21 protein-coding genes, 1 tRNA gene and 2 rRNA genes are annotated in these 23,171 nt (G+C 62.6%); 3 read left to right on the plus strand and 21 right to left on the minus strand.

Translation table 11 applies throughout. The features are described from left to right. The first annotated feature begins 198 nt into the window (after positions 1–198). Positions 199–792: a recombinase family protein gene (locus tag WBA38_RS01285; protein WP_424321859.1), complete on the plus strand. Its 594-nt coding sequence runs from the start codon at positions 199–201 to the stop codon at positions 790–792. Next, the gene (locus WBA38_RS01290) at positions 789–1,088 is read left to right on the plus strand and encodes a hypothetical protein (RefSeq protein WP_424321860.1); all 300 of its coding nucleotides are present in this window, start codon (positions 789–791) and stop codon (positions 1,086–1,088) included. The genes WBA38_RS01285 and WBA38_RS01290 overlap by 4 nt, the downstream gene beginning before the upstream one ends. Positions 1,089–1,179: 91 nt before the next feature. On the opposite strand, the gene WBA38_RS01295 is transcribed toward WBA38_RS01290, so the two are convergent. From WBA38_RS01295 to WBA38_RS01335, 9 genes are all read right to left on the minus strand, one after another. Beyond that, complete coding sequence (locus tag WBA38_RS01295; RefSeq protein ID WP_424321861.1) at positions 1,180–2,652, minus strand: DUF222 domain-containing protein; 1,473 nt, start codon at positions 2,650–2,652, stop codon at positions 1,180–1,182. 173 nt (positions 2,653–2,825) lie between these two features. Further along, positions 2,826–2,902: transfer RNA gene (locus WBA38_RS01300), tRNA-Pro, on the minus strand. Between the two features lie 70 nt (positions 2,903–2,972). Then, positions 2,973–3,236 (minus strand): hypothetical protein, encoded by a 264-nt coding sequence (locus WBA38_RS01305; protein ID WP_424295965.1) that lies wholly within the window; start codon positions 3,234–3,236, stop codon positions 2,973–2,975. Between the two features lie 62 nt (positions 3,237–3,298). Then, a complete protein-coding gene (der, locus tag WBA38_RS01310; RefSeq protein WP_424295963.1) occupies positions 3,299–4,744 on the minus strand; it encodes a ribosome biogenesis GTPase Der in 1,446 nt (481 codons plus the stop codon). Then, the gene (gene cmk, locus WBA38_RS01315; RefSeq protein WP_424295962.1) at positions 4,741–5,445 is read right to left on the minus strand and encodes a (d)CMP kinase; all 705 of its coding nucleotides are present in this window, start codon (positions 5,443–5,445) and stop codon (positions 4,741–4,743) included. The genes der and cmk overlap by 4 nt, the downstream gene beginning before the upstream one ends. After that, the gene (locus tag WBA38_RS01320) at positions 5,442–6,491 is read right to left on the minus strand and encodes a pseudouridine synthase (protein ID WP_424321862.1); all 1,050 of its coding nucleotides are present in this window, start codon (positions 6,489–6,491) and stop codon (positions 5,442–5,444) included. Before WBA38_RS01320 ends, cmk begins: the two co-directional genes overlap by 4 nt. Before the next feature lie 65 nt (positions 6,492–6,556). Beyond that, positions 6,557–7,321: an SMC-Scp complex subunit ScpB gene (scpB, locus tag WBA38_RS01325; RefSeq protein WP_424293211.1), complete on the minus strand. Its 765-nt coding sequence runs from the start codon at positions 7,319–7,321 to the stop codon at positions 6,557–6,559. Beyond that, a complete protein-coding gene (locus tag WBA38_RS01330) occupies positions 7,318–8,160 on the minus strand; it encodes a segregation and condensation protein A (protein WP_424293213.1) in 843 nt (280 codons plus the stop codon). Before WBA38_RS01330 ends, scpB begins: the two co-directional genes overlap by 4 nt. Before the next feature lie 17 nt (positions 8,161–8,177). After that, positions 8,178–9,080 carry a ParA family protein gene (locus WBA38_RS01335; RefSeq protein ID WP_424293210.1) on the minus strand — a complete coding sequence of 301 codons (903 nt, stop codon included), beginning with the start codon at positions 9,078–9,080 and terminating at the stop codon, positions 8,178–8,180. A gap of 163 nt (positions 9,081–9,243) precedes the next feature. Between WBA38_RS01335 and WBA38_RS01340 the strand changes: the two genes are divergently transcribed. Beyond that, entirely contained in the window at positions 9,244–10,137 is an 894-nt protein-coding gene (locus WBA38_RS01340; protein ID WP_424293209.1) for an LLM class flavin-dependent oxidoreductase, read from the plus strand. 15 nt (positions 10,138–10,152) lie between these two features. On the opposite strand, the gene xerD is transcribed toward WBA38_RS01340, so the two are convergent. The 12 genes from xerD to WBA38_RS01400 all read right to left on the minus strand — a co-directional run. After that, the gene (xerD, locus tag WBA38_RS01345; RefSeq protein WP_424293208.1) at positions 10,153–11,091 is read right to left on the minus strand and encodes a site-specific tyrosine recombinase XerD; all 939 of its coding nucleotides are present in this window, start codon (positions 11,089–11,091) and stop codon (positions 10,153–10,155) included. 12 nt (positions 11,092–11,103) lie between these two features. After that, positions 11,104–11,730, minus strand: coding sequence for an NUDIX domain-containing protein (locus WBA38_RS01350; RefSeq protein ID WP_424321863.1), 627 nt, complete (start codon positions 11,728–11,730; stop codon positions 11,104–11,106). 15 nt (positions 11,731–11,745) lie between these two features. Further along, positions 11,746–13,488 (minus strand): CTP synthase, encoded by a 1,743-nt coding sequence (locus WBA38_RS01355; protein ID WP_424293206.1) that lies wholly within the window; start codon positions 13,486–13,488, stop codon positions 11,746–11,748. A gap of 165 nt (positions 13,489–13,653) precedes the next feature. Then, positions 13,654–14,583 carry a copper transporter gene (locus tag WBA38_RS01360; RefSeq protein ID WP_424293205.1) on the minus strand — a complete coding sequence of 310 codons (930 nt, stop codon included), beginning with the start codon at positions 14,581–14,583 and terminating at the stop codon, positions 13,654–13,656. Positions 14,584–14,602: 19 nt separating this feature from the next. Next, a complete protein-coding gene (gene steA / locus WBA38_RS01365) occupies positions 14,603–15,790 on the minus strand; it encodes a putative cytokinetic ring protein SteA (protein WP_424293212.1) in 1,188 nt (395 codons plus the stop codon). A 123-nt stretch (positions 15,791–15,913) separates the two neighbouring features. Beyond that, on the minus strand, positions 15,914–17,656 hold the full coding sequence (recN, locus tag WBA38_RS01370) for a DNA repair protein RecN (protein ID WP_424293204.1): 1,743 nt from the start codon (positions 17,654–17,656) through the stop codon (positions 15,914–15,916). An 8-nt stretch (positions 17,657–17,664) separates the two neighbouring features. After that, positions 17,665–18,633, minus strand: a complete 969-nt coding sequence (locus tag WBA38_RS01375; protein ID WP_424293203.1) for an NAD kinase — start codon at positions 18,631–18,633, stop codon at positions 17,665–17,667. 15 nt (positions 18,634–18,648) lie between these two features. Further along, positions 18,649–19,539, minus strand: coding sequence for a TlyA family RNA methyltransferase (locus WBA38_RS01380; protein ID WP_424293202.1), 891 nt, complete (start codon positions 19,537–19,539; stop codon positions 18,649–18,651). A 39-nt stretch (positions 19,540–19,578) separates the two neighbouring features. Continuing rightward, entirely contained in the window at positions 19,579–19,854 is a 276-nt protein-coding gene (locus tag WBA38_RS01385) for a hypothetical protein (protein ID WP_424321864.1), read from the minus strand. 12 nt (positions 19,855–19,866) lie between these two features. Beyond that, positions 19,867–21,693: an HAD-IIA family hydrolase gene (locus WBA38_RS01390; protein WP_424321865.1), complete on the minus strand. Its 1,827-nt coding sequence runs from the start codon at positions 21,691–21,693 to the stop codon at positions 19,867–19,869. Between the two features lie 165 nt (positions 21,694–21,858). Further along, a 5S ribosomal RNA gene (gene rrf / locus WBA38_RS01395) occupies positions 21,859–21,975 on the minus strand. A 149-nt stretch (positions 21,976–22,124) separates the two neighbouring features. Continuing rightward, positions 22,125–23,171: ribosomal RNA gene (locus WBA38_RS01400) — 23S ribosomal RNA — on the minus strand; the annotation flags it as partial.

Here is a 23,171-nt window from a genome sequence, read left to right on the forward strand (position 1 = left end):
GGCGGCCGCTTGCTTTGGTCGGTGTCGTGCGACAGAACCACGATGATCCAATTTTGCGACTGTCTCAAATCTTTCTGAGATTTTTTCGAGACACTCATGCGAATCCATAACAGTTAGCGCTCGCACAACCCGCAAGCGATTCTCATAAATGAGCGTGTCGCATAATCGAAGTCTCCTATTTTGCGATAGATTGCGTGCATGACTTCGGACGCGCGAGCAGGCGCTGCCTACCGACTTGGCTATGCGCGGATAGGTCGCGAACCACATGGCCTTGACGCTCAGATTGACGCCCTCGCTGATGCTGGCGTGGATCCATCCCGGATCTACAGCGATAAGACCGGCGGCCCACTCACGGCCGCACGCCCGGGATGGGCCGCCCTCCTCGCCTATGCGCGCCCCGGTGACACCGCCGTCGTCGTAGGGATTGACAGGCTTGGGCGGACCGCACCGGAGGTGTTAGCGAGTGCCCGCGAATTGACTCGACGGCGAATTGGCCTCCGGTCACTGCGCGAAGGTGTCGATACCGACGATCCGGCGGGTTCGATGATTGTCGGTGTGCTGGCATCGTTGGCCGAACTCGACGAAGAGGCCCGGAGCGCCACTCGACTGTCATCAACGAGACCACCGCACGCTGCGACCGCGGGTCGCCCGCGCGCACTCGATGACGCAAAAGTCTCCATCGCTGAGCGTATGCGTGCCACAGGGCATTCTGTTCCGCAGATTGCCGCAGAGTTGGGCGTCAGCCGCGCCACTCTTTATCGGAGTCTCGCCGAGAGGAAGTCGAATCTATGACCGCGCATCACACCGACTTGCCTCCCCTCGATATTGTCACCGAGCACGGGACAGTGACGTGTCTTCCGACATCGTTTCCGCTGCGTGACCCGGAACGGGACGCAGATCTGGACCCAGATGTCTTTCAGCAAGGTTTCGAGGACTCCATCGCCGATCTCGATAGGCTGCCGCACCCGTGGGCGCGCAACTTCGCGTCGATGACCCTGGATCAAGCACTGGACCCGACAAGTGACCGCAGCTACGTTCGTGGCTACCGCGCAGGCCTATACGGCTTTCTCCAGCATTCCTGCCAGTAGGCTCCCGTCGGTAGCGCAGTCTTCTTGTCATGTGACCGCTCAGGGCATGACTGAACCCCCGACCAGCGGTATTTTCTGACTGGTCGGGTGGTTAAGCCCCTAGCAAGTGTTCGAGGTGGGCCTCGATGCGGGAATCCTCCGGCTCCGGAGGGGCGTGCGGGCCCTGAATGGGCAGCAACTCGGCGTGGTGGGTTTGGTTGACCCGCCACGCGGCGCGCCTGCCGGGGGTGCGGGGCCGCCAGGCGACCCGGCCCCGGGCGGGGCCATCAATAACGAGTTGGGTTTCCCACTCGCCGACGTTCTTGCCGACCGAGCGGTTGTGGCGTCCGCACGCGGCACCGAGATGGTCCACATCGGTGGGGCCACCGTCGGCCCAATCCGGGAAATGGTGGGCCTCGGTCCGAGCGAACGGGGCATTGCAGTGGTGGGCGGTGCAGCCGCGGTCGCGGGCAAACAGCATCAGCCGCTGCGGCTTGTTCGCCAACCGCGACCCACGCCCCAAATACAACGGCTGACCCGTCGCATGGGAGAACACCGCCAAATGCGGGGTCGCATCGGCAGCAAGTTCGACCAGTTCCCCGACCGGAACCCGCGTGCCGGTGGCGGTCAGGGCGACTCCGGCCTGTTCGGCCAACTCCCGGTCGGTCACCGTGATGACTAACTCGCTGGAGAGCGCCCGCCCGACCCCGGGCCGCAGGGCTTGCTCAGCCTCCAGCAGCGCCAGGAGGGCGTCGTGCTGGCGCTGGCCGATCGAACGGTCATCGCGTTCGGCCGCCGCGGCGAGGGTAGCCGGATCAGCGGCCTCAGCCGCCCCGCGTGGGGAGGCCGGGTCGGCGGGGTTGTTCATCCCGGGCTTGGCCCACGACTCGAGCGTGACTTCGAGTCGGGCCCGCAGCTGCGGGGTGAGATAGCCCCGGACCTTGCTCATCAGGCGCTGATCCTGACCACCGAGGCCAAAACCGCGCAGGCGTTGGCGGTCCCGCTCGTCGGTGAGCGCCCCCTCGGGGTCCAAATGGGCCAACAACCGGAAACCGGCGGCCCGCACCCCGGCCGGGGTGAGATCCCGGGCGACCTCGGCCAACTGGGCCTCCGCCCCGGCCCGAGTAGCCCCGTCGACCGCGGCCGGGATTTTCCGCATCACCGCATCAATCTCCACCACATGGTCGGCACCGATCGCGCCGTCAGCGACCGCCTCAGCTGTCGCCGGGAACACCGGCGCAAGAGTTTCACCCTGCAGGTTCGACAAACGGGCAATGCCCTCGGTAGCAATCCGACGCCGCCGAGCCTCCCCATCACCCAGGCGCAAGCCCCCGGCGAGGAACGCATGGACCGAGAGGAACCCGGCCTTGCGGTAGGCACCACGGTCGGAAATCTCGGCCAGCAACGCCGAGTTCGCGCCGTCAAAGCGACGGTTGGCCCGCTCAAGGACCTCCGCGGCCTCCAAGAGCTGCCCCTCGGTGGAAGCAGCGAACACCGCCCCGGCGAGCTGGGCGGCGACCGCGCTTGCCAGCGAGGCGAGCTCGGCCGGATCCTTCACCTCGGCAATTGCCTGGGTCAGGTCCATCGAGTTCACCTCCTCGCGGCGTTAGTGAAGTAGCTGTAGTGAACTAGCCCACTGTGTGTTCGTTTGTCTGTGTGAACACTATCGCGAGGGTCTGACAATTCTCGTCGACGCTAGAGTGAGACAACGAAAAACGCCTCTCCGATTTCTCGGAGAGGCGTTTTTCGTGTGGTTTTTGGTCGGGCTGACAGGATTTGAACCTGCGACCACTTGACCCCCAGTCAAGTGCGCTACCAAGCTGCGCCACAGCCCGTTGCACCGCTGTGCGGAGCGAATTTACTTTAACTCACGCGACGCACAGACGGCGAATCGCCTGCGTAAGACTAGTTTTCGACCTGCTTGCGGTCAACGTAGATCCAGATTCCGGAAACCAAGAGCGCTCCAACGAGTGAGCCAATGATTCCGCTGGGACGGAACTCGAGGCCGTCGCCCGCGATGAGACTGATCAACAGTCCACCGACGAACGAGCCAACAAGGCCGGCACCAAGGGCCATACCCCAATTGAGGCCCTTACGGCCGGTACCAAGGATCAGCTGGGCGGCAGCGCCAATGAGCATGCCCCAGAGAATGATTCCGATGATCAGCATGCCGGAAGTATTTCACAGCATGCTGATCATCGATCCACCGGGCGACTGCCCGGCTCCCACGACTATTGCTTGCGATCGCGCCGATCGCGCACGCGTACGTTGATACGCACCGGCGAACCATCGAAGCCGAAGCGTTCACGCAGTTTGCGTTCGACGAATCGACGGTAACCCGCTTCCAGGAAGCCGGTCGTGAACAGCACAAACGTTGGCGGACGAGTTGCCGCCTGCGTCGCAAACATCACCTTCGGCTGACGACCACCGCGAACCGGCGGAGGCGTCGCCGCGATGATTTCCTTGAGCCAGTTGTTCAGTTGTCCCGTCGACACACGCTTGTCCCACGATTCCAACGCCCCTTCGAGCGCCGGGACCAGCTTTTGCACGCTCCGACCGGTCATCGCCGAAATATTGACTCGGCGTGCCCACGGCACACGCGCCAATTCCCGATCGATCTCGTTGTCGAGTTCGTGGCGCCGGTCTTCGTCGACGAGGTCCCACTTGTTGAACACCACGACGAGCGCCCGGCCGCTGTCGATAATCATCGACAACACCCGCAGGTCCTGCTCGGTGATCGGCTGCCCAGCATCAATTAGGAGCAGCGCGACCTCCGCAGAGTCCAAAGCAGCGCGTGTACGCAGCGATGCGTAGTACTCGTGACCGGTGGCATTGCGGACCTTGCGGCGCAGGCCCGCCGTATCGACGAACTGCCAAGGGCGACCACCCAATTCGATGACCTCGTCAACGGGGTCGACGGTGGTGCCTGCGACATTGTCGACGACGGAACGCTCTTCGCCAGCCAGTTTGTTGAGGAGCGAACTCTTGCCGACGTTCGGCTTGCCGACCAGCGCGACGCGCCGCGGCCCACCAGCGGCGAAACGCTCGCGAGGCGACTCCGGCAGCACCTCGAGGATCTTGTCGAGCAAGTCACCGGTCCCTCGACCATGGGCAGCCGAGATGGTGTGCGGCTCCCCCAGACCCAACGACCACAGCGATGCCGCCTCGGATTCCATGCGCTCGGAGTCGACCTTGTTGGCGACAAGCAGGACCGGCGTCTTCGACCGTCGGAGCATGCGCGCCACGGCCTCATCGGTCGCGGTGGCTCCCACAGTCGCATCGACGATGAGCGCGATCGCGTCGGCCGTCCGCATTGCGTGTTCGGCCTGCGTGGCGATTGCGAGGCCCATTCCCTTGGCGTCCGGTTCCCAGCCACCGGTGTCGGTAACCATGAACTGGCGTCCGGTCCATTCGGCCTTGTACGACACGCGGTCGCGCGTGACGCCGGGAACGTCCTCAACGACCGCCTCGCGGCGACCCAAAATACGGTTCACCAGCGTGGACTTCCCGACGTTGGGTCGTCCCACAATGGCCAGCACCGGCAGCGCGGCACCGGCAGCGGTGTCCTCGTCGGTGAGGAACTCGGACAGGTCCCAGTCCCCCTCCTCCGCCCACGTTCCGTCGCCGGAGAGGTTGGGGTCTGCGTATTCAAATTCGGTTGAGAAGTCGTCGGTCACGGGCGGACTCCGATTCGCTCGGTGACCAGCTCGGTGAGCCGGTCAATAACTTGCTCCAGGGTCATTTCGCTGGTGTCGACGACGACAGCGTCGTCTGCCGCACGCAGTGGAGATACTGCGCGCGTCGAGTCAAGGTGGTCGCGGAGGTTCACGGCCTCGAGAACCTCAGCGAGGATGCTTTCGCGGCCAGCTGCCACGTTCTGACGGTGACGTCGTTCGGCACGTGCCTCGGGCGTTGCCGTCAAGAACACCTTCAGTGCGGCATTCGGAAAAACGACGGTGCCGATATCGCGCCCTTCCACGACCAGAAACTGGTCGTCGGCGTGACGCCGCTGCAGTTCGACGAGCTTGGTACGCACGTACGCATGTGCCGAGACGGCCGAAACTGCCGCGGTGACATCGTTGGTGCGGATCTCGTCGGACACGTCTTCGCCGTTGAGGAAGACCTGCGTGTCACCGTCGCCGACGGCCAGCCGAATATCTGCTGCGTCGACAACGTCACGGACGTCGTCGCTCGCGGGGTCGACACCGGCGCGCAACACGGCGAGGGTCGCGGCCCGGTACATCGCACCGGTGTCCAGCATGTGGGCACCGATTCGCTCGGCGAGGCTAGCCGACACCGTCGATTTACCTGTGCCTGCGGGACCGTCGATCGCGACTACCTGAACCGTGTCGCCGGTAGGGGTTGCCGCAGCACTCACATCCCCACCGCCTTGTACAGGGCACCGATCTCCCGGTTGTCGAGCACGCGAATGCTGCCGGGACGCTGCTTGCCGAGCGCCACCGGACCAATGTCGGTACGGACCAGGCGAATCACCGGGAAACCAACCTCGGCGAGCAGTCGACGCACCACGCGCTTGCGGCCTTCATGCAGCGTCAGTCGCACCAGCGACTCCCCCTGGTGGACCTCCAGCAGTGCGAACTTGTCAATGCGCACGGGACCGTCGTCGAGTTCGACGCCCTCGCGCAAGACCCGACCGAGACCGCGGTGAACCTCGCCACGAACGGTCGCCAAGTACGTCTTGGGAACCTCGAACGATGGGTGCATCAGCCGATGCGCCAATTCGCCGTCGTTGGTCAGCAGCAGCAGACCTTCGGTGTCAGCGTCTAGACGCCCGACGTGAAAGAGTCGCTGGCCGGCCATCACTCGTTCGGCAACAAGGTCACCGACCGACGGGCGAAGTTGCTCATCACTCATGGTCGAGTGCAGGCCCTTCGGCTTGTTCAGTGCGAGATACTGCTTGGTTTCATCGATGACCACGCGGGCACCGTCGACCTTGATGATGGCGGTGTCGGGGTTGATGCGCAGGCCCTGTTCGAGCACGATTTCGCCGTCAACTTCAACGCGACCGGCGGCGATGAGCTCTTCGGCGCCACGGCGCGAGGCAACGCCAGCAGCGGCCAGTACCTTCTGGAGGCGCATGCCATCGGCGACATATGTGGCGCCTTCGCCCTCACCGTTGGCGATCTGATTGCGAGCGGGTTTGGAATTGTTCAGGCGGATCTTGCCGGATTCGACGTCGACGTGCGAGCTGCCCTTACGGTGCGGCTTGCGCGACGACGGATGCTGGCCTGGCGCACCCGGCTTGCCACGTTTGCCAGCGAATGCGCCCTTTTTTCCTGCGGCGCCGCGGCTTGCGGCGCCCTTGCCCGAGGCTTTGCCCCGTGCGTTATTACTGTCCGACGAGCGCGGGTTTCCGCCCTCTCGTCGTCGTCCCGGTGTGCCGTCTCGGCTAGCGGATGCCATGAAGAGTCCTTCAGCTGTATTGATTTACGTGGATCGAAATTTTGGTGCAGGTCGAGATTGGCGAACTATGCCTCATCGGCTTCTGCCAATGCCTGCGCCGAAACGTCAACACTCGATTCTGCCTGGTTATTCCCCAGTTTGGCGAATCGAGGATCGTCGAGGACCTCGTCTCCGATGTCGTCGATGGAGTCGACACCGGGTAGGAGCGGCGCAATGTCGGGCAGTTCACTCAGCGACGCCAGTCCCAACCGCTCCAGGAACAGTTCGGTCGTCACGTAGAGGGTGCCGGTCGTGTTCTCGTCGGTCCCGGCTTCGCTGATCAGTCCGCGAGCTAGGAGTGTTCGCACCACGCCGTCCACATTGACCCCGCGGATAGCGCTGACTCGCGCCCTCGTGACCGGTTGGCGATAGGCCACCACTGCCAGCGTCTCAAGGGCCGCGCGGGTGAGTTTGCTGCGCGTGCCGTCGAGCAAAAGTTTCTCGACGTACGGTGCATAGTCGTTGCGGGTGTAGAACCGCCAGCCGTCACCGGCAAAGCGGAGATCAATCCCGCTCCTTGCCTCAGTGAGCTGAGCACTCATCTGCCGCAACATCTTTCGGATGCGTGCGGGCTTTTCCTCGATGGCCGAGGCCAGTTCTTCGACGGTCGCGGGAGTATCGACGACGAGCAGCACCGCTTCGAGGGCGGCCTTAAGTTCGTCATCGTCGAGGTGATCGAGCTCATCGGGTTCGAGTTCATTCGATTCGATCTCGCTCGCCTCGGCCGGGCCCGATTCGATGTCGCCAACCTCGACTGGGGAGTCCTCTCCCAGTGCAGCATCGTCTGTCATCCGTAGTCCTCCGACTTTTCGATGTCGATCTCGGCGCTGTCGCGGTCGCCGGTCCAACTGACTTTTAGTTCCCCGAGCGCTTCGGGCTGGTCGAAGACGATGGCCCGCTCCCGGTACAACTCGAGTAAGCCCAAGAATCGGGCGACCACTTCGAGACCACTCTCACACTCGGCAACCAGTTGGGAAAAGGTCAGCCACTGCCCTGGCTCCGCAGTCAACAGTTCCGTCAGGCGTAGCGCCTGTTCGGGAACCGACACGCTCGATCCGTGCAGGTGATCGAGTCCGACCGTCGGCTGTACCTTCGGAATGAAGGCGGCAGCGGCGATTTCGGCGAACCTTTGCGGAGTCACTCCGAGCTCCACTTCGGGAAGCAGATCGGCGAAGCGGTCCTCCAACGACGTCGCACGCGGGTACCGCTGCAGCGCGGCAGCTTCCAACTCACCAAACAGCACAGCCACCTGCTTGTATGCACGGTACTGGAGCAAGCGCGCGAATAGCAGGTCGCGGGCCTCGAGCAGAGCGAGATCTTCCGGGTCTTCCACCTCCCCCGAAGGCAGGAGCCTCGCGGCCTTCAAATCGAGCAGAGTGGCCGCGATAACCAGGAACTCAGTCGTCTGTTCAAGGTCGGACTCGGGACCCAACGCTTTCGTATAGGCGATGAAATCATCGGTCACGACATGCAGTGCCACCTCGGTGACGTCAAGTCGCCGCTGACTGATCAGGTTGAGGAGCAGATCGAACGGACCGGAAAAGTTCGCTAACTCGACCTTGAACTTGCCGGACGGTACGTCGACGGTCTCGGCTTCGGAGGTCACAGCCGCCACGACGTCGGTCGCCATTTCGCCTGACGGCTGGCTCACTCGCCGGACTCGTTGCCGGCGATCACCTCTCGTGCCAAGTTCCGATAGGCAATGGCGCCGGACGATTTCGGTGCCCACGAGGTGATTGGTTCCCCAGCAACGGAGGTTTCCGGGAATCTGACCGTCCGGTTGATCACCGTGTCGTAGACGGCGTCACCGAAGACCTCGACGACACGCGCCATCACTTCCCGCGAGTGCAGGGTGCGTTGGTCGAACATCGTGACCAGGATGCCGCCAAGCTCAAGTTTCATGTTGAGACGGTCATGCACTTTGTCGATGGTGTCGGTGAGCAGTGCGAGGCCTCGCAGGCTGAAGTACTCGCACTCCATCGGAATGATCACATTGTCCGCGCATGCCAGTGCGTTGACGGTCAGCAGGCCGAGGGATGGCTGGCAGTCGATGAGGATGTAGTCGTAGCGGTCGGCGACAGGGTGCAGCGCCCGCGCCAATGCCTGCTCGCGGCCAACCTCGGTGACCAGTTGGATCTCGGCGGCAGACAAGTCGATGTTCGACGGCAGCAGGTCCAAGCCGTCGACACGCGTCCGCATCAGTACGTCGTCAGTTGACGCATACGGCGGGACGAGCAAGTTATGAACAGTTTTGTCGAGATCATGGTGCGGAACGCCGAGGCCCGCCGAAAGCGCGCCCTGCGGGTCAAGGTCGACAAGAAGGACACGCCGACCGTATTCGGCAAGGGCCGCACCGAGATTGATCGTCGAAGTAGTCTTGCCGACGCCGCCTTTTTGGTTGCACATGGCGATGATGACGGCGGGACCGTGCTTGTCGATCCGCTGGGGTTCGGGGATGTCGCGGTAGGGCCGACCAGTGGGCCCGAGCTTTTCAGCATTCACATCGAGTTCGCCCTGCTCCGGCTTCCTACCAGGATGGGATGCACTCACCTGATTGATGCTCCTCCCCGGTCGTGCCCCTGAATTTCATATCTCCAATGATCCTAGTGTGTTCCGGTCAACGGATCGTCGAGGCGCTCCGCAGGGCCCGCCACGGGTCCGATTCGTCCGTAGACTTGCAGACAAATCGCGTGGCAAATTGAGGGGATTTCCGATGACTGATTATGGGCTCGATCTACAATTTGGAGTGTTCCTCACCCCCTCCTCGGCAGCCCCTCAACAGGCCGTCGACCTGGCCTTAACCGCCGAAGATGCGGGCTTCGACTCGGTGACCATCCAGGACCATCCCTACCAGCCGAGGTTCCTCGACACGTGGACCCTGCTCAGCTACATCGCGGCCCGAACCGAACGTGTGAAACTGTCTGGGAATGTCCTCAACCTTCCCTTGAGACCTCCGGCAGTTTTGGCGCGCGCGGCCGCCAGCCTCGACCTACTTTCTGGCGGTCGATGCGAGATCGCATTGGGGGCAGGCGGTTTCGTCGACGCGCTCGTCGCGATGGGCGGGCCGCGCCGAACACCCGGCGAAGCCCGTCGCGCGGTTGAGGAAGCGGTGGACGTGATGCGCGCACTGTGGGACACCTCCGAACGCGGCGGCGTCTTTCTTCCCGGCGACTTCTACCCCATCGACGGCGCAAAACGCGGCCCGGCACCGGCGCACCCGATCAGTATCGCCCTCGGCGCACTGGGTCCACGCATGCTCGATTTAATCGGCCGCAAATGTGACGGGTGGCTGCCGTCATTGGGGAACGTGAAAGGCGGAGCGCAAGCGCTGCCTGGATTGAATGCCATTATTGACGGCGCGGCCCGCGGGGCCGGGCGTGACCCGGCGTCGATTCGCCGCTACCTGAACCTGTCGGGCACTTTTGCTAGTTCCCGTACCGGCTTCTTGACCGGTCCGCCGGAATCGTGGGCGACCGACCTTGCCGAACTGACGCAAAACTACGGCATCAGCGGCTTCATCTTTGCCACCGACGATGCCGCCGAGATTGAAGAAATCGGTACGACGGTCTTGCCAGCGACGAAGGAATTGGTGGCCCGGTCCCGGTAGTTTGCGCGTTCACTGCTACCTGGCCCGCGGGTGCGCAGTCGCGTAGACCTCACGCATCGTATTGACCGTCACCAGGGTGTAGACCTGTGTCGTGGTCACGGACGAATGCCCGAGCAGTTCCTGAACAACGCGGACATCGGCACCGCCGTCGAGCAAGTGGGTCGCGAAACTGTGGCGCATCGTGTGCGGCGAGACTTCTTTGTCAATCCCGGCTCGTGCCGCGGCATCAACCAATACCTGCCAAGCACTCTGGCGTGAGAGGCGTCCACCGCGAATATTCAAGAACAGTGCGGGCGTCGACTTCTTGATTAACGCGGGCCGTCCGCGAACAAGGTAGGCATCCACCGCATCGATTGCGGGTCCGCCGACGGGGACGATTCGTTCCTTGCCGCCTTTGCCGCGCAGAATAACGGCTCGATGTTCCAGGTCGAGGTCATCGATGTCGAGCGAAGTGACCTCTGAGATACGAGCACCGCAGCTATACAGCAGTTCCACGAGCGCGCGATCCCGGAGACTTCGCGGCCCGTCGCCGATCCCGGCGGCTTCCAGAATCGCGAGCACATCGTCGACGGGTAGCGATTTGGGAAGTCGTCGAGCGGGTTTCGGCGGCCGAACTGTGCGGGCAACGTCGGTGACGGTGAGTCCCTCCGCCGCGCAGAACTTATGAAAGCCGCGCGCCGCCACCAAGGTGCGAGCAACGGACGAGTCGGCGAGCCCTGGCACCTGGCGTTCCGGGTCACCGCGCCTGAGCGCGACCAAAAACTCACGGACGGTCTCCTCATCGACCCGACGCATATCGGTGATACCGCGCCCGGCCAGAAACTCTCGATACCGGTCAAGGTCACGCCGGTACGACACCACCGTGTTGACGGCCGAACCACGTTCGACGGTCAGGTGATCAAGGTAGAGCGCGATCGCGGAACTTACCTCAGCCGATGTAGAAAGTTCCGCCATCGCCTTCTTCGCTTACTTGCGTGCCGCAAAAGCGGTCGGCTCATCGAGCCAGGGTGCCGTTGTCGCGCGGAGGTCGATGCTGGCCGCATCCGCTGCCGCCGTTGCCAGAATTCCGGCAACCGCAGTGGCGTTAACAATCTCGCCAGAGAGAGCGAGTCGGACGGCCTCGGAGAGCGGAACCCACTCCAGAACCAGGTCGGCTTCCTCGTGCTCCCGGTCGGCGGCCGCCAACTCGGTCAGGTCTTCGGCGAGGTACACCCGCAAGGCTTCATCCGTGAATCCCGGCGACACCACGAGATCCACCAGGAGTCGCCAGCGCGTGGCAGCCAGGTCAGCCTCCTCCGCCAGTTCCCGCTGGGCAGCCGTCAATGGGTCCTCATCGGGTCCGCCATCGAGCAATCCGGCGGGCAACTCCAACAGACGTCGCCCCACCGGATGCCGATACTGACGGACCATCGCGATACGACCGTCGCCGTCACGTGCGACGACGGCGACTGCGCCGTGGTGTTCGACGACTTCCCGCTTCGCCGATCGCCCGCCCGGCATGGTCACGTCGTCGACGCGAAGTGCCAGGATTGCACCGGAGTACTCCGTTCGTGACGACGTTGTCGTGAACTCGTGCGTACCTGCTTCCGTCATGCCGAGTTGATCCGACTACTTGACGCTGGTTGCATCGGCGACGACGTCGCCCTCAACGTCGGTGGGGTCGTAACCGTCGAGTTCCACTGGCAGCCGAACCGCTGTCTTGTACTTGAGCGCGGCTTCGATGAACGACTTGAACAGCGGGTGCGGACGCGTCGGGCGGCTCTTCAGTTCCGGATGCGCCTGGGTGGCGACAAGGAACGGATGAACTTCCTTCGGGTACTCGACGAATTCGACGAGGTTCCCGTCCGGTGACGTCCCCGAGATAACGAGGCCGGCTTTGGCGATGGTGTCGCGGTAGTCGTTGTTGACCTCGAACCGGTGACGGTGACGTTCGCTCACTTCGGTGGTCCCGTACGAGCGAGCAACCTGTGAACCCGCCAGCAGTGTTGCCGGGTAGGCACCGAGTCGCATGGTGCCGCCGAGATCGGCGTCGCCCGCGACCGCAGCCTTCTGATCGACCATCGTCGCGATGACCGGTGACGGGGTGTCAGGGTCGAACTCGGTGGAACTGGCGTCGGCGAGTCCGGCCTGGCGTGCTGCTTCGATCACCACGCACTGCAAACCGAGGCACAGCCCAAGAAGCGGGATCCCGTGTTCGCGCGCGTAGGTGATGGCACCCAGCTTGCCTTCAATACCGCGGATACCGAAGCCACCGGGCACCAGGACACCGTCGACGTCGCGCAGGGCCGCCTGTGCACCCTCGGGAGTTTCGCAGTCGTCCGATGGAACCCAGGAGATTTCGGTGCGCGTCCGGTGCGCGAAACCGCCGGCACGAATCGCTTCGGTCACCGACAGGTATGCGTCGGGCAGGTCAATGTACTTGCCGACCAAGGCAATTCGTACTGTCTCTCGCGGCGAGTGGACACGGTCGAGGAGGTCGCCCCACACAGTCCAGTCAACGTCGCGGAACGGCAGACCCAACTGACGCACCACGTAGGCGTCCAGTTGCTCGGAGTGCAGGACCTTCGGAATGTCGTAGATCGACGGCGCGTCGGGCGTCGAGATGCAGCCGTCAATATCAACGTCGCACATCAGCGCGATCTTCTTCTTCAAGGCTTCCGGCACCGGGCGGTCACACCGCAGAATCAGCGCATCGGGCTGAATACCAATGCTGCGCAGAGCGGCAACTGAATGCTGGGTGGGCTTGGTCTTGAGCTCACCGGACGGTGCCAGGTACGGAACCAGCGAAACGTGCAGAAAGAAGACATTTTCGCGGCCCAAGTCGTGGCGGATCTGGCGCGCGGCCTCCAAGAACGGCTGCGATTCAATGTCACCGACCGTGCCACCGATTTCGGTAATCACGACATCCGGTGTTTCGCCGTCGGCGTCAGGATTGTGCATCGCGATCATTCGCGACTTCAGTTCGTCGGTGATATGCGGGATCACCTGGACGGTGTCGCCGAGGTACTCGCCGCGACGTTCCTTCGCGATGACAGTCGAGTAGACCTGTCCGGTGGTGACATTGGCCGAGCCAGAAAGGTTCCGGTCCAGGAAACGTTCGTAGTGGCCAACATCGAGGTCGGTCTCGGCACCGTCTTCGGTGACAAAAACTTCCCCGTGCTGGAAAGGGTTCATCGTGCCTGGGTCGACGTTGAGATAGGGGTCGACCTTCTGCATCGTCACCCGCATCCCCCGTGCGGTGAGGAGTTGTCCCAGGCTCGAAGCCGTCAGACCTTTTCCTAATGACGAAGCGACACCACCGGTCACAAAGATGTGCTTAGCTCCGGCGCGCTTGCCACGCAGTGATCGCAATTTTTCTCCCGTCGGGCGACTCAAGCCTGAAGTGCGAATCGTTAATACCTACGGGACTTCAGCCTAACAGCAGTTGACCCGATTGCGGCCATGAGCAGCGAACACCACAGTCATTCGGTGTGTTGTGACCGTGAACTCGCGCGTCGTCCTGGGGTTTCGCACCGATTACTTCGCTGGCGCAGCCCCGACTGTGATGGCGGTCGCCCCGGTGCCGGTACCGTAGGCACCCGTTCGTCCCTGTGTTTCATCGCTCAACGCCATGACGGTGGTGAGCTGTCCGGTCTCCTGGTTGATGTTGTCGACGGTACTGACGGCATTGTTCAGCGACGGATCCGATCGGACGACGCTGATACCCGAACCGCCATCTGCCGAACCGTTACGGCCGACGAGCGCCCCACCTTGGCCGCGTGAGGCCATCGCAGCGGCAAGGCGACCAACGAGTTGGCCCTGCGCCCCGGAGTCGGCGGGAAGCGCACCGCCGGTCACTACCAAGACGAGATCGGCGGGCTTGATCGATCCCTCCGCAAACTCCAGGAATCCTCCCTGGCGCAGCGTCTGCAGCACCGTCGACCGGTCGGCGTCGGAGGCTGGCTTCTGCCCGGCCCGCGACAGCAGCGCTACGCCGAGGAGGTCGCCAATTCGTGAACCGGAGTCGGTGTATTCAACGCGCAACTGGGCACCCGCCGGTATCGACTGGTCGACAACGGTCCGCAGCTTGGAAGCCTGCTCATCGCGCACCAGCGTCGTCGTCAGAGCCATCTGCCCGGAAACGGTGCCGCCAGCGTCGTTAATCAGTCCCTTGAGCTCTTCAACGTCACCGTCGGCGGCATCGGGTGCGGTCACGACAAGCACGCTGCGCTTGTCGAGCATGTTCTTCGTCAACTGCGGTCCAATAGCCTTGATGAACGCGTTGTCGTTGCCGACTTCGGTGTTCAAAACCTCGTTCTGGTCTTGCAGCTTGCCAATCTTGTCGCGGTCGGTGCCGGTCAGCGAATTGACCCGGTCACCAATGAACCCCGACCCCAGGAAAAGTCCCAGGGTCAGGGCCACAAACACCGCGATCAACGATATTGCGTGCTGTCGCATGGAGATCATTTACGGCTCCGGAGTCCAATCATTTAGTAGTCCAAACGCTGGAAACCCAGTCTGCCAACGCATTCCACTGATCCACGATCCAATCGCTGGCCGCCGCGCCGCCGCCCTGCGTGATGACGACGGTCGCGATGATCGCGACGAGCGCGGCGATCATCAACATGGCGATCAAGGTGCCACTGACCCGACTGCGGTACAGCGTGGCAACAGCCTTGGCGTCAACAAGTTTGGGTCCCACCTTGAGGCGGGTCAGGAAACGCGACGGGATCTGGTCTCGCAGTTCACGGTCGAAGAAGTCGTTCAGCGATCCGCTGAATCCGGCGGTCACGATCAGTGCGGCGTCGTGATAGTCGGCGAGCAGCAACGCAAGGTCGCCCGCCGAGCCCGCAGCCGGGAACGTCGTGGCTCCGATACCGAGGTCCTGAATACGTTCGAGGCCGGGGGCGTGACCGTCCGGATCGGCGGGCAGGACCACCTCGGCACCGCACTTGAGCGTTTCCACTTTCATCGAGTCCGGGTCGCCGACGATGATCGACGGCCGGTATCCGGCTTTCACGATGGTGTCGGCGCCAGCCCCCACACCGATCATGACCGGCTGGTACTCCTTGATGAACGGTTTGAGTGCCTTCAGATCCATCGCACGATCGGATCCTTCGGCCACAATCACCACGTGACGCTTGTCGAGGTTGACGTTAACCTTGGGAACGCCGACGCCGTCGATCAGTAGCGGTGATTCGCTGCGAATGAACTCGATGGTGTTGCCGGAGAACGCTTCGAGATGGTCGACCAAACCACTCTTGGCGTCGAGCATCAGGTCGGCGATGTCTCGCTCGGTCAACTCTTGACCGCGGGCGACAACCCGCTCACCGATGTATAGCTTTCCTTCGTTCAAGCGGACGCGGGTGCCGTCTTTGACCCGCGAGAACACTTCGGGTCCCACATTGTCGATGAGCACAATGTTCGACGCGACGAGCACCTCGGGACCGAGGTTCGGGTAGCGACCGGTGATCGACTGCGAAACGTTGATGACCGCGGCGACCTCGGCTTCGACGAGCGCGTCTGCGGTGACCCGGTCGAGGTCGATTTGATCGAGGATCACGATGGCACCGTGATCGACGCGACTGACCAACCGTTTCACGTCTTTGTCGATTCGGGCAATCCCGGTGATTCCGGGGAGAGCTTCGGTGTTACGGGAGAGCAACGCTGGCATCCTCATGCGTCCCATAGTGACCTCGAGTCACAGAAGTAACACGGAGGCGCGCCGTACCAATGTCAACTTTCGCCACATTGGAAACAAGCGGTTGATGGGGGAAGCGGGTGCGACAGCGACCCGCTAGCTAGCCGAACGTGCCTGTTCGGCTGTCGCCAGCAGTTCTTCGGCGTGTGCCCGCCCGGTCTCCGAATCGCCGAGTCCGGCCAGCATGCGCGCCAGTTCAGCGATTCGCTCGTCACGCTCCAGGCTGGTGAGTGTCGAGCGCTGCTTGCCCTGTTTGCCCCCGCCGGATTTGCCAATGACCAAGTGAGTGTCGGCGAACGCCGCTACCTGAGGCAGGTGCGTCACAACGATCACCTGGTGTCGCCGAGCCAGTCGCGCCAGGCGTGCACCAATTTGAACGGCCGCCGCCCCGCCAACGCCTGCGTCAACCTCGTCGAACACCATGACGCCACCCGAATCAGGTTCCGCGAGAACCACTTCCAATGCCAGCATCACGCGTGAGAGTTCGCCGCCGGACGCCGACTTCGCGATCGGCAACGGTGCAGCACCCTTGTGTGAAACCAGTCCGAACTCAACACGATCGGCGCCGTCGCCACCCGCGTGTGCGCGTTGCCCGTCGATTTCTATTGCCAGCCGATCATCTTCTGCCGACAGTAGCGACACCGACACAGATAGCTCCGAGCCACCCATTGCCAGGCCGGTGAGTTCGGCAGAGACCTTACTCGCCAGACTCTTTGCCGACTTGACGCGCTGTGAATGCAGTTTGCCCGCCAGCTCGGTGACCTTTGCGCGCGCGTGCTCGGCGTTGCGCTCGAGTTCGTCGATGGACCCTTCTGGATCGTCGATCTGTGCCAGCCGCCGTTCTGCCTCATCACGCCAGGCGAGAACACCGTCGACATCCGCGGCATACTTTCGCGTGAGCGCCTTAAGCGCTGCCTGGCGATTCAGCAGAGCGTCAAGATCGCCCGCATCTTCGGGAAGACCACCGAGGTAGGCGGTGAGTTCCTGTCCGAGGTCGGCCACGACGGTCAACGCTTCTGCCACGCGGGGATACAACTCGCGGAGTGCGTCATCGGACGCCGATTCCAGCAATGAACGCACAGTGCCGAGGCCGTCAATCACCGACGATCCGTCGGAACCGGCCACAATCCCCTGCGCCCGCACGGCGGTGTCTCGGATCTCTTCCAAGTCGGTCATCCGTCGAATGGTGGTGACGAGATCCGAGTCTTCGCCTGGTTCCGGTGCTACCGCGGCAATTTCGTCAATGCCGAACCGCAGACGGTCCGCCTCCTGCGCCAGTTCGCGAGAATTTGCACGGCGGCGATCGAGTTCGTCAAGAATCTCCACCCACTCGGTGCGCGCGGCCCGGTACTTCTTCAGGACAGTCGTCGCGGCCGAACCGGAATAGCGGTCCAGGGCACCGCGCTGCTGATCGGGACGAATCAATCGCAACTGGTCGTTCTGTCCGTGGATGGCGAGTAGTTCCCCGGTCAACTGGGCAAGCGTCCCGACAGGTACCGATCGACCACCCAGGTGTGCCCGCGAACGACCATCAGCGTTGACGGTGCGCGCCGCGATGACAGTGTCGTCGTCATCGAGTTCGGCACCGGCGTCGTCGAGCATGGCTGCGACATCACCGCGATCCGCCGGAAGCCGAAACCGGCCCTCAACGATAGCTTTGGCATCGCCCGTGCGGACACGACCGGCATCGGCTCGAGCCCCGGACAGCAGTCGCAGGCTCGTCACGATCATCGTCTTACCGGCTCCGGTTTCACCGGTCAGGACGGTGAAACCGGGATGAAACTGTGCCGATGCGGATTCGAGGACGCCCAGACTGCGGATGGAGAGTTCTTCCAGCACCTGAGAGTTCAGCTCCTTCCACGCCAACCGGTAACCGGCAGCGAGAATTTGGTGACGAGACGGTCGGCGAATGGCTCGGAGTTAATCCGCACCCAGCGCAGTGAACGCTGAGCGCGAACGACCTCCACGCGTGATCCGGCCGGAACGTCAAGGATCCGACGACCGTCGCACAGGGCAACTCCGTCGCGCCCGTCGCGATGGACCTCGACCGCCACCCGCGACCGCGGGCTGGTCACCATCGGGCGGGCGAAGAGTGCATGCGCGTTGCTCGGCACCACAAGGATCGCTTCGAGGTCCGGCCACATAACCGGCCCTCCCGCGGAGAACGCGTACGCCGTCGACCCGGTGGGTGTCGACACCAGAAGCCCGTCGGCACCGAATGCGGCCACCGGGCGGCCGTCGACTTCGATGACCAATTCGAGGACACCGTTATGCGTCGAGTTCTGGACGACAACCTCGTTGAGAGCCCAGTCGACCGACCGTGGCACGTCGCTACCGGGGTCCACGACGCCGACGTCGAGCACCATACGATCAACAACTCGGTATTCGCCGCCGATGAGACGGTCGAGCACTTCGTCAATGCTGTGGGCTTCGGCTTCTGCGAGGAAGCCAATGTGTCCCAGGTTGACGCCCATGATCGGTACGCCGGCCGGGTACGCAAGCTCAGCGGCACGCAGGAAGGTGCCGTCGCCGCCGAGGACGAGGACCAACTCGCAGCCTTGAGCAGACGCCGAATCGGCTTGTGTCACTTCTACTTCAGCACCCGCTTCCCGCAGCATCTGCGGGTCGACGGGATGCGTCTGAACAAAGGGCTGTGCGGGCAGCCTGGTGTCGTGGTCTACCACCCGCAGGGCAATGCCCGCTTCCCCGCAGCGCCGGGCGATGGTCAGGAGCGTGTTGGTGACCTCGTCGCGGCCGGTGTGCGCAACAACGAGGAATGTCCGGCGGTGCTCCCCCACATTGTCGGGTGTTGGCATCTTCGGTCCCCCTCTCTATTGCGGTCCGTCGGCGACGGCTTGATCGATCATGGCTCGAATCCGCTGACCTTCTTCTCCGTCAGCCCACCGTTGGCTTGGATCGACCTCACTTGCATTAACGGTATCTGGCCGCTGTCCGGCCTCATCGTCGGCCAACGGCTTGTGCAGCCATAGGAAGAACTCAACATTCCCAGATGGCCCGGGCAACGGACTCGCGACCACGGCCCGGGTACGCAGTCCCAGCCTCGCTGCGGTAACAGCTACATCTTCGACCGCCTCGGCACGCAGTGCCGGGTCGCGAACCACACCACCGGAACCCACACGATCTTTGCCGACCTCAAACTGTGGCTTCACCATTGGCAAGGCGTCGCCGCCGGGCTGCAGGCAGGCCGCCAACGCGGGGAGAACCAGCTTCAGCGAAATAAATGACAGATCACCGACAATCAAGTCGACCGGTCCGCCAATGTCGTCGGGGGTCAGGCTCCGCACATTGGTCCGGTCGTGCACGTGGACGCGCTCGTCGGTTTGCAGCTTCCAGACGAGCTGTCCGTAGCCGACGTCCACCGCCTCGACTTCCCGTGCGCCGCGCCGCAGGAGGACGTCGGTGAATCCGCCGGTCGACGCTCCGGCATCGAGGCAGCGCTTGCCATCGACGGTGACGCCAAGCGGTTCGAATGCTTCCAGTGCCCCAAGGAGCTTGTGCGCTCCCCGAGAGGCCCAATGCTCGGTGTCGACTTCTTCGACCACCACGATCGGGGTGTCTCGAGCGACGTTGGTCGCGGCTTTACTCGCTTGGGTGCCGTTGACTTTGACGTTGCCTGCCTCGATCAGCTCGCGCGCTGCTTCCCGGGAGCGCGCCAGCCCCCGTCGGACCAGCTCGGCGTCGAGGCGGGCTCGGGCCGCCATCAGCGCACCTCGACCCGTGTAGAAATCGGCTGTCGATTCTTAGCCACGGCCAGCGTCTTCCAGGACTGCTGCCAGTTGGTCGTGCGCTTGGGTCAGCAACTCGGCCTGACGCCCCAGTGAGGCGAGGTCGACGGTATCGTCGGCCATTTCGCGAACCATTGCCGCCTCTTCGAGCAGCATCGCCACATCCGCCAGTCCGGGATGTTCGGCTGGGTTACCTGGCTCGGCGTTCCGTTCAGCGGCCTGCGAGGCGAGCGCTGCAGGCGACGGTCCGGGTCGCTGGGCGTTCACGCCCTGCGGATTGAATTCAGTCATCTCCGCTCCAGGCTAACGCAACGGATTAAGCCCGAGTTCGACCAGCGCCTTCTCCGACGCGTCGTCTTCGGCCGCGATACGAAGGTCGAATCCGCCAACATCGGCCGTCCACACACCGTGTGCCAGCGCAGCCGCGAGATCGGCGACGGTCCCGTCCCCGCGCGAGCCAACCGAAACATGCTGCTGGTTAACCTCAACACTCCACGCTCGCCGAGGACCGATAATTGATTGCTCCGCCGGTTCGCGAAGCGCCGACATGTCTTTCGCAACGTAGGTGGGCCGCTGCTCGACGACGGCTGCCAGCAGTTCGACTCCGGTGGTGACTCCACTGAGCACGAGGAGACTGTCGATACCGACGGTATTGGCACCCTCGATATCGGTATCGAGGCGATCACCAATCATCAGGGGGCGTTGGCCGGTGGTCCGGGCCAGTGCGCCACGCATGATCGGCGCCGCGGGCTTGCCCGCGACGATGGGCTCAGCCCCGGTCGCAGATGCCACAGCGGCCACCATGGAACCGTTGCCGACAAGGAGTCCGCGTTCTGTCGGAAGTGTGGTGTCAACGTTGGTCGCGAACCAGGTGGCACCGCGACGGATCGCGAGCGCCCCCTCCGATAGTTGCGCCCATCCGGTATCCGGTGAGTGCCCCTGAATTACCGCCACCGGATCATCATCTGCGGACTCAACAACTTCAAGGCCGGCGTCCCGAATCTCCTGGCGCAACGCTTGCGACCCGACCACAAGAACTTTCGATCCCGGTTCGACGGTTTCGGCCACCAATTGGGCGCCTACTTGTGCGCTAGTAACTACCTGCTGCGCGGTCGCCGGAAATCCAAGGCTGGTGAGCTTCTCCCGGACTTCTGCGGGACTACGGCTGGCATTATTCGTCACGTAGAGAACATTGTCGCCAGCATCAACAACAGCTTCGCGAGCATTGGGAACTACATCGGTGCCGGTATAGAGGGTTCCGTCCAGATCCAGCAGCAACACGTCGTACATGTCGCCGAGTGTCTGCGCTTGCTCTTCCGTCGCGTCACTGCCGGCAGTGTTGCTGTCGCTCTGGCTCACTGCCAGGGTTGCCGCGCCTTCGAGAAGTTCCATCAGGCGGAACTCGGCGTCGGTTTGGTCATCGATATCGGCGGCCGCGGCATTCTGGAACCAAGTGACGGCTTCGCTGCGGCGTCCGGCTGCATCGAGTGCAGACGCATAGGCATAAAACAGGCGTGCCGCTTCAGTCCCGGTACGGCCCGGGTTGAGATCATGGGTGGCGAGAGACTTCACGGCAGTCTCGGGGGCCCCAAGGTCGATCAATGCGCCGGCCTTCACCATCGCCATTTCAAGGGCGCTATCGCCGACGAGACGCCTTCCGGCTTCACTGTCTGCGATTTCGACGGCTCGTAGCGAATGGCCGAGGCCGCGTTCGCTATCTGCAATAAGCGGAAGCAATTCGTCGTTGCCGTTCATCCGCAGTGCGGCCCGCAATTCGGAGATGGCTTCCTGCCACTCACCGACCGAATAGGCGACGATGCCTGCGGTTTCTCGTACGACGCCGATCCGTGCTGCTCGTGCCCGTGCAGCACGGGCATGCTCGAGAGCCAGTTCGGGATCGTCCTCAAGTAGGTCTGAGGCCATAACGAGGTGCCGTGCGACTCGATCTGCGGTTGCCTTATCGAGGGCTTGCAGATCCCGTCTCACTTCGGGGTCTAAGTCGGAGGCCGAAACGTTGTCGGCAATCGCCGGCCCGGACATGGTGTCCTTACCCGCTGATCGTCGACGACCGTTGTTTCGACCGCCTGCATCACGACCACCCGCATCGCGACCACCACCAGTGCTGCTCATAACCATCCAATCTATTCGTCGACCTGCACCTTTGGCTAATCCGCCGTGAGCCTGTGCTGGCCCGCAACCGTGCAGTGGGTGCCGCTCGGAGAACCCGAAGAAGAGGGTGTCTAAATGAGTCAAGCCCCCGAACCATTGCTGGTTCGGGGGCTTGGCTTAAATTGTGTTCGGCGGTGACCTACTCTCCCACACCCATTACAGTGCAGTACCATCGGCGCAGGTGGGCTTAGCTTCCGGGTTCGGAATGGGACCGGGCGTTTCCCCACCGCTATAGCCGCCGTAACTCTATGAAACTGTCCGACCAACCCCAGCTTTGACCGCTCACGCGGTCTACACACGGGTTGGTGTGTTGTTTCAGAGGTGCATAGTGGATACGCGTATCACGTGTGTCTTCAACTTTCGACTCACACACATTTAAAATGGTGAGTGTTGTTGGTAAGTCCTCGGCCGATTAGTACCAGTCACCTGAACACATTGCTGTGCTTACAGTTCTGGCCTATCAACCCCATAGTCTGTAGGGGGCCTTACCCCACCCGAAGGTGGGTGAGAAACCTCATCTTGGAACAGGCTTCCCGCTTAGATGCTTTCAGCGGTTATCCCTTCCGAACGTAGCTAACCAGCAGTGCTCCTGGCGGAACAACTGGCACACCAGAGGTTCGTCCGTCCCGGTCCTCTCGTACTAGGGACAGGTTTCCTCAAGTTTCTAGACGCGCGCGGCGGATAGAGACCGAACTGTCTCACGACGTTCTAAACCCAGCTCGCGTGCCGCTTTAATGGGCGAACAGCCCAACCCTTGGGACCTACTCCAGCCCCAGGATGCGACGAGCCGACATCGAGGTGCCAAACCATCCCGTCGATATGGACTCTTGGGGAAGATCAGCCTGTTATCCCCGGGGTACCTTTTATCCGTTGAGCGACACCGCTTCCACTTGCCGGTGCCGGATCACTAGTCCCGACTTTCGTCCCTGCTCGACATGTACGTCTCACAGTCAAGCTCCCTTGTGCACTTACACTCAACACCTGATTGCCATCCAGGCTGAGGGAACCTTTGGGCGCCTCCGTTACATTTTAGGAGGCAACCGCCCCAGTTAAACTACCCACCAGGCACTGTCCCTGAACCAGATCATGGTCCGAGGTTAGAAGCCCAATACGATCAGAGTGGTATTTCAACAACGACTCCACCAACACTAGCGTGCCAGCTTCACAGTCTCCCACCTATCCTACACAAACCGCACCGAACACCAATACCAAGCTATAGTGAAGGTCCCGGGGTCTTTTCGTCCTGCCGCGCGTAACGAGCATCTTTACTCGTACTGCAATTTCGCCGAGCCTGTGGTTGAGACAGCAGAGAAGTCGTTACGCCATTCGTGCAGGTCGGAACTTACCCGACAAGGAATTTCGCTACCTTAGGATGGTTATAGTTACCACCGCCGTTTACTGGGGCTTAAATTCTCAGCTTCACCAACAAAGTTGATTAA

The organism is Gordonia sp. (in: high G+C Gram-positive bacteria) (assembly GCF_049647785.1).
Taxonomy (GTDB): Bacteria; Actinomycetota; Actinomycetes; order Mycobacteriales; family Mycobacteriaceae; genus Gordonia.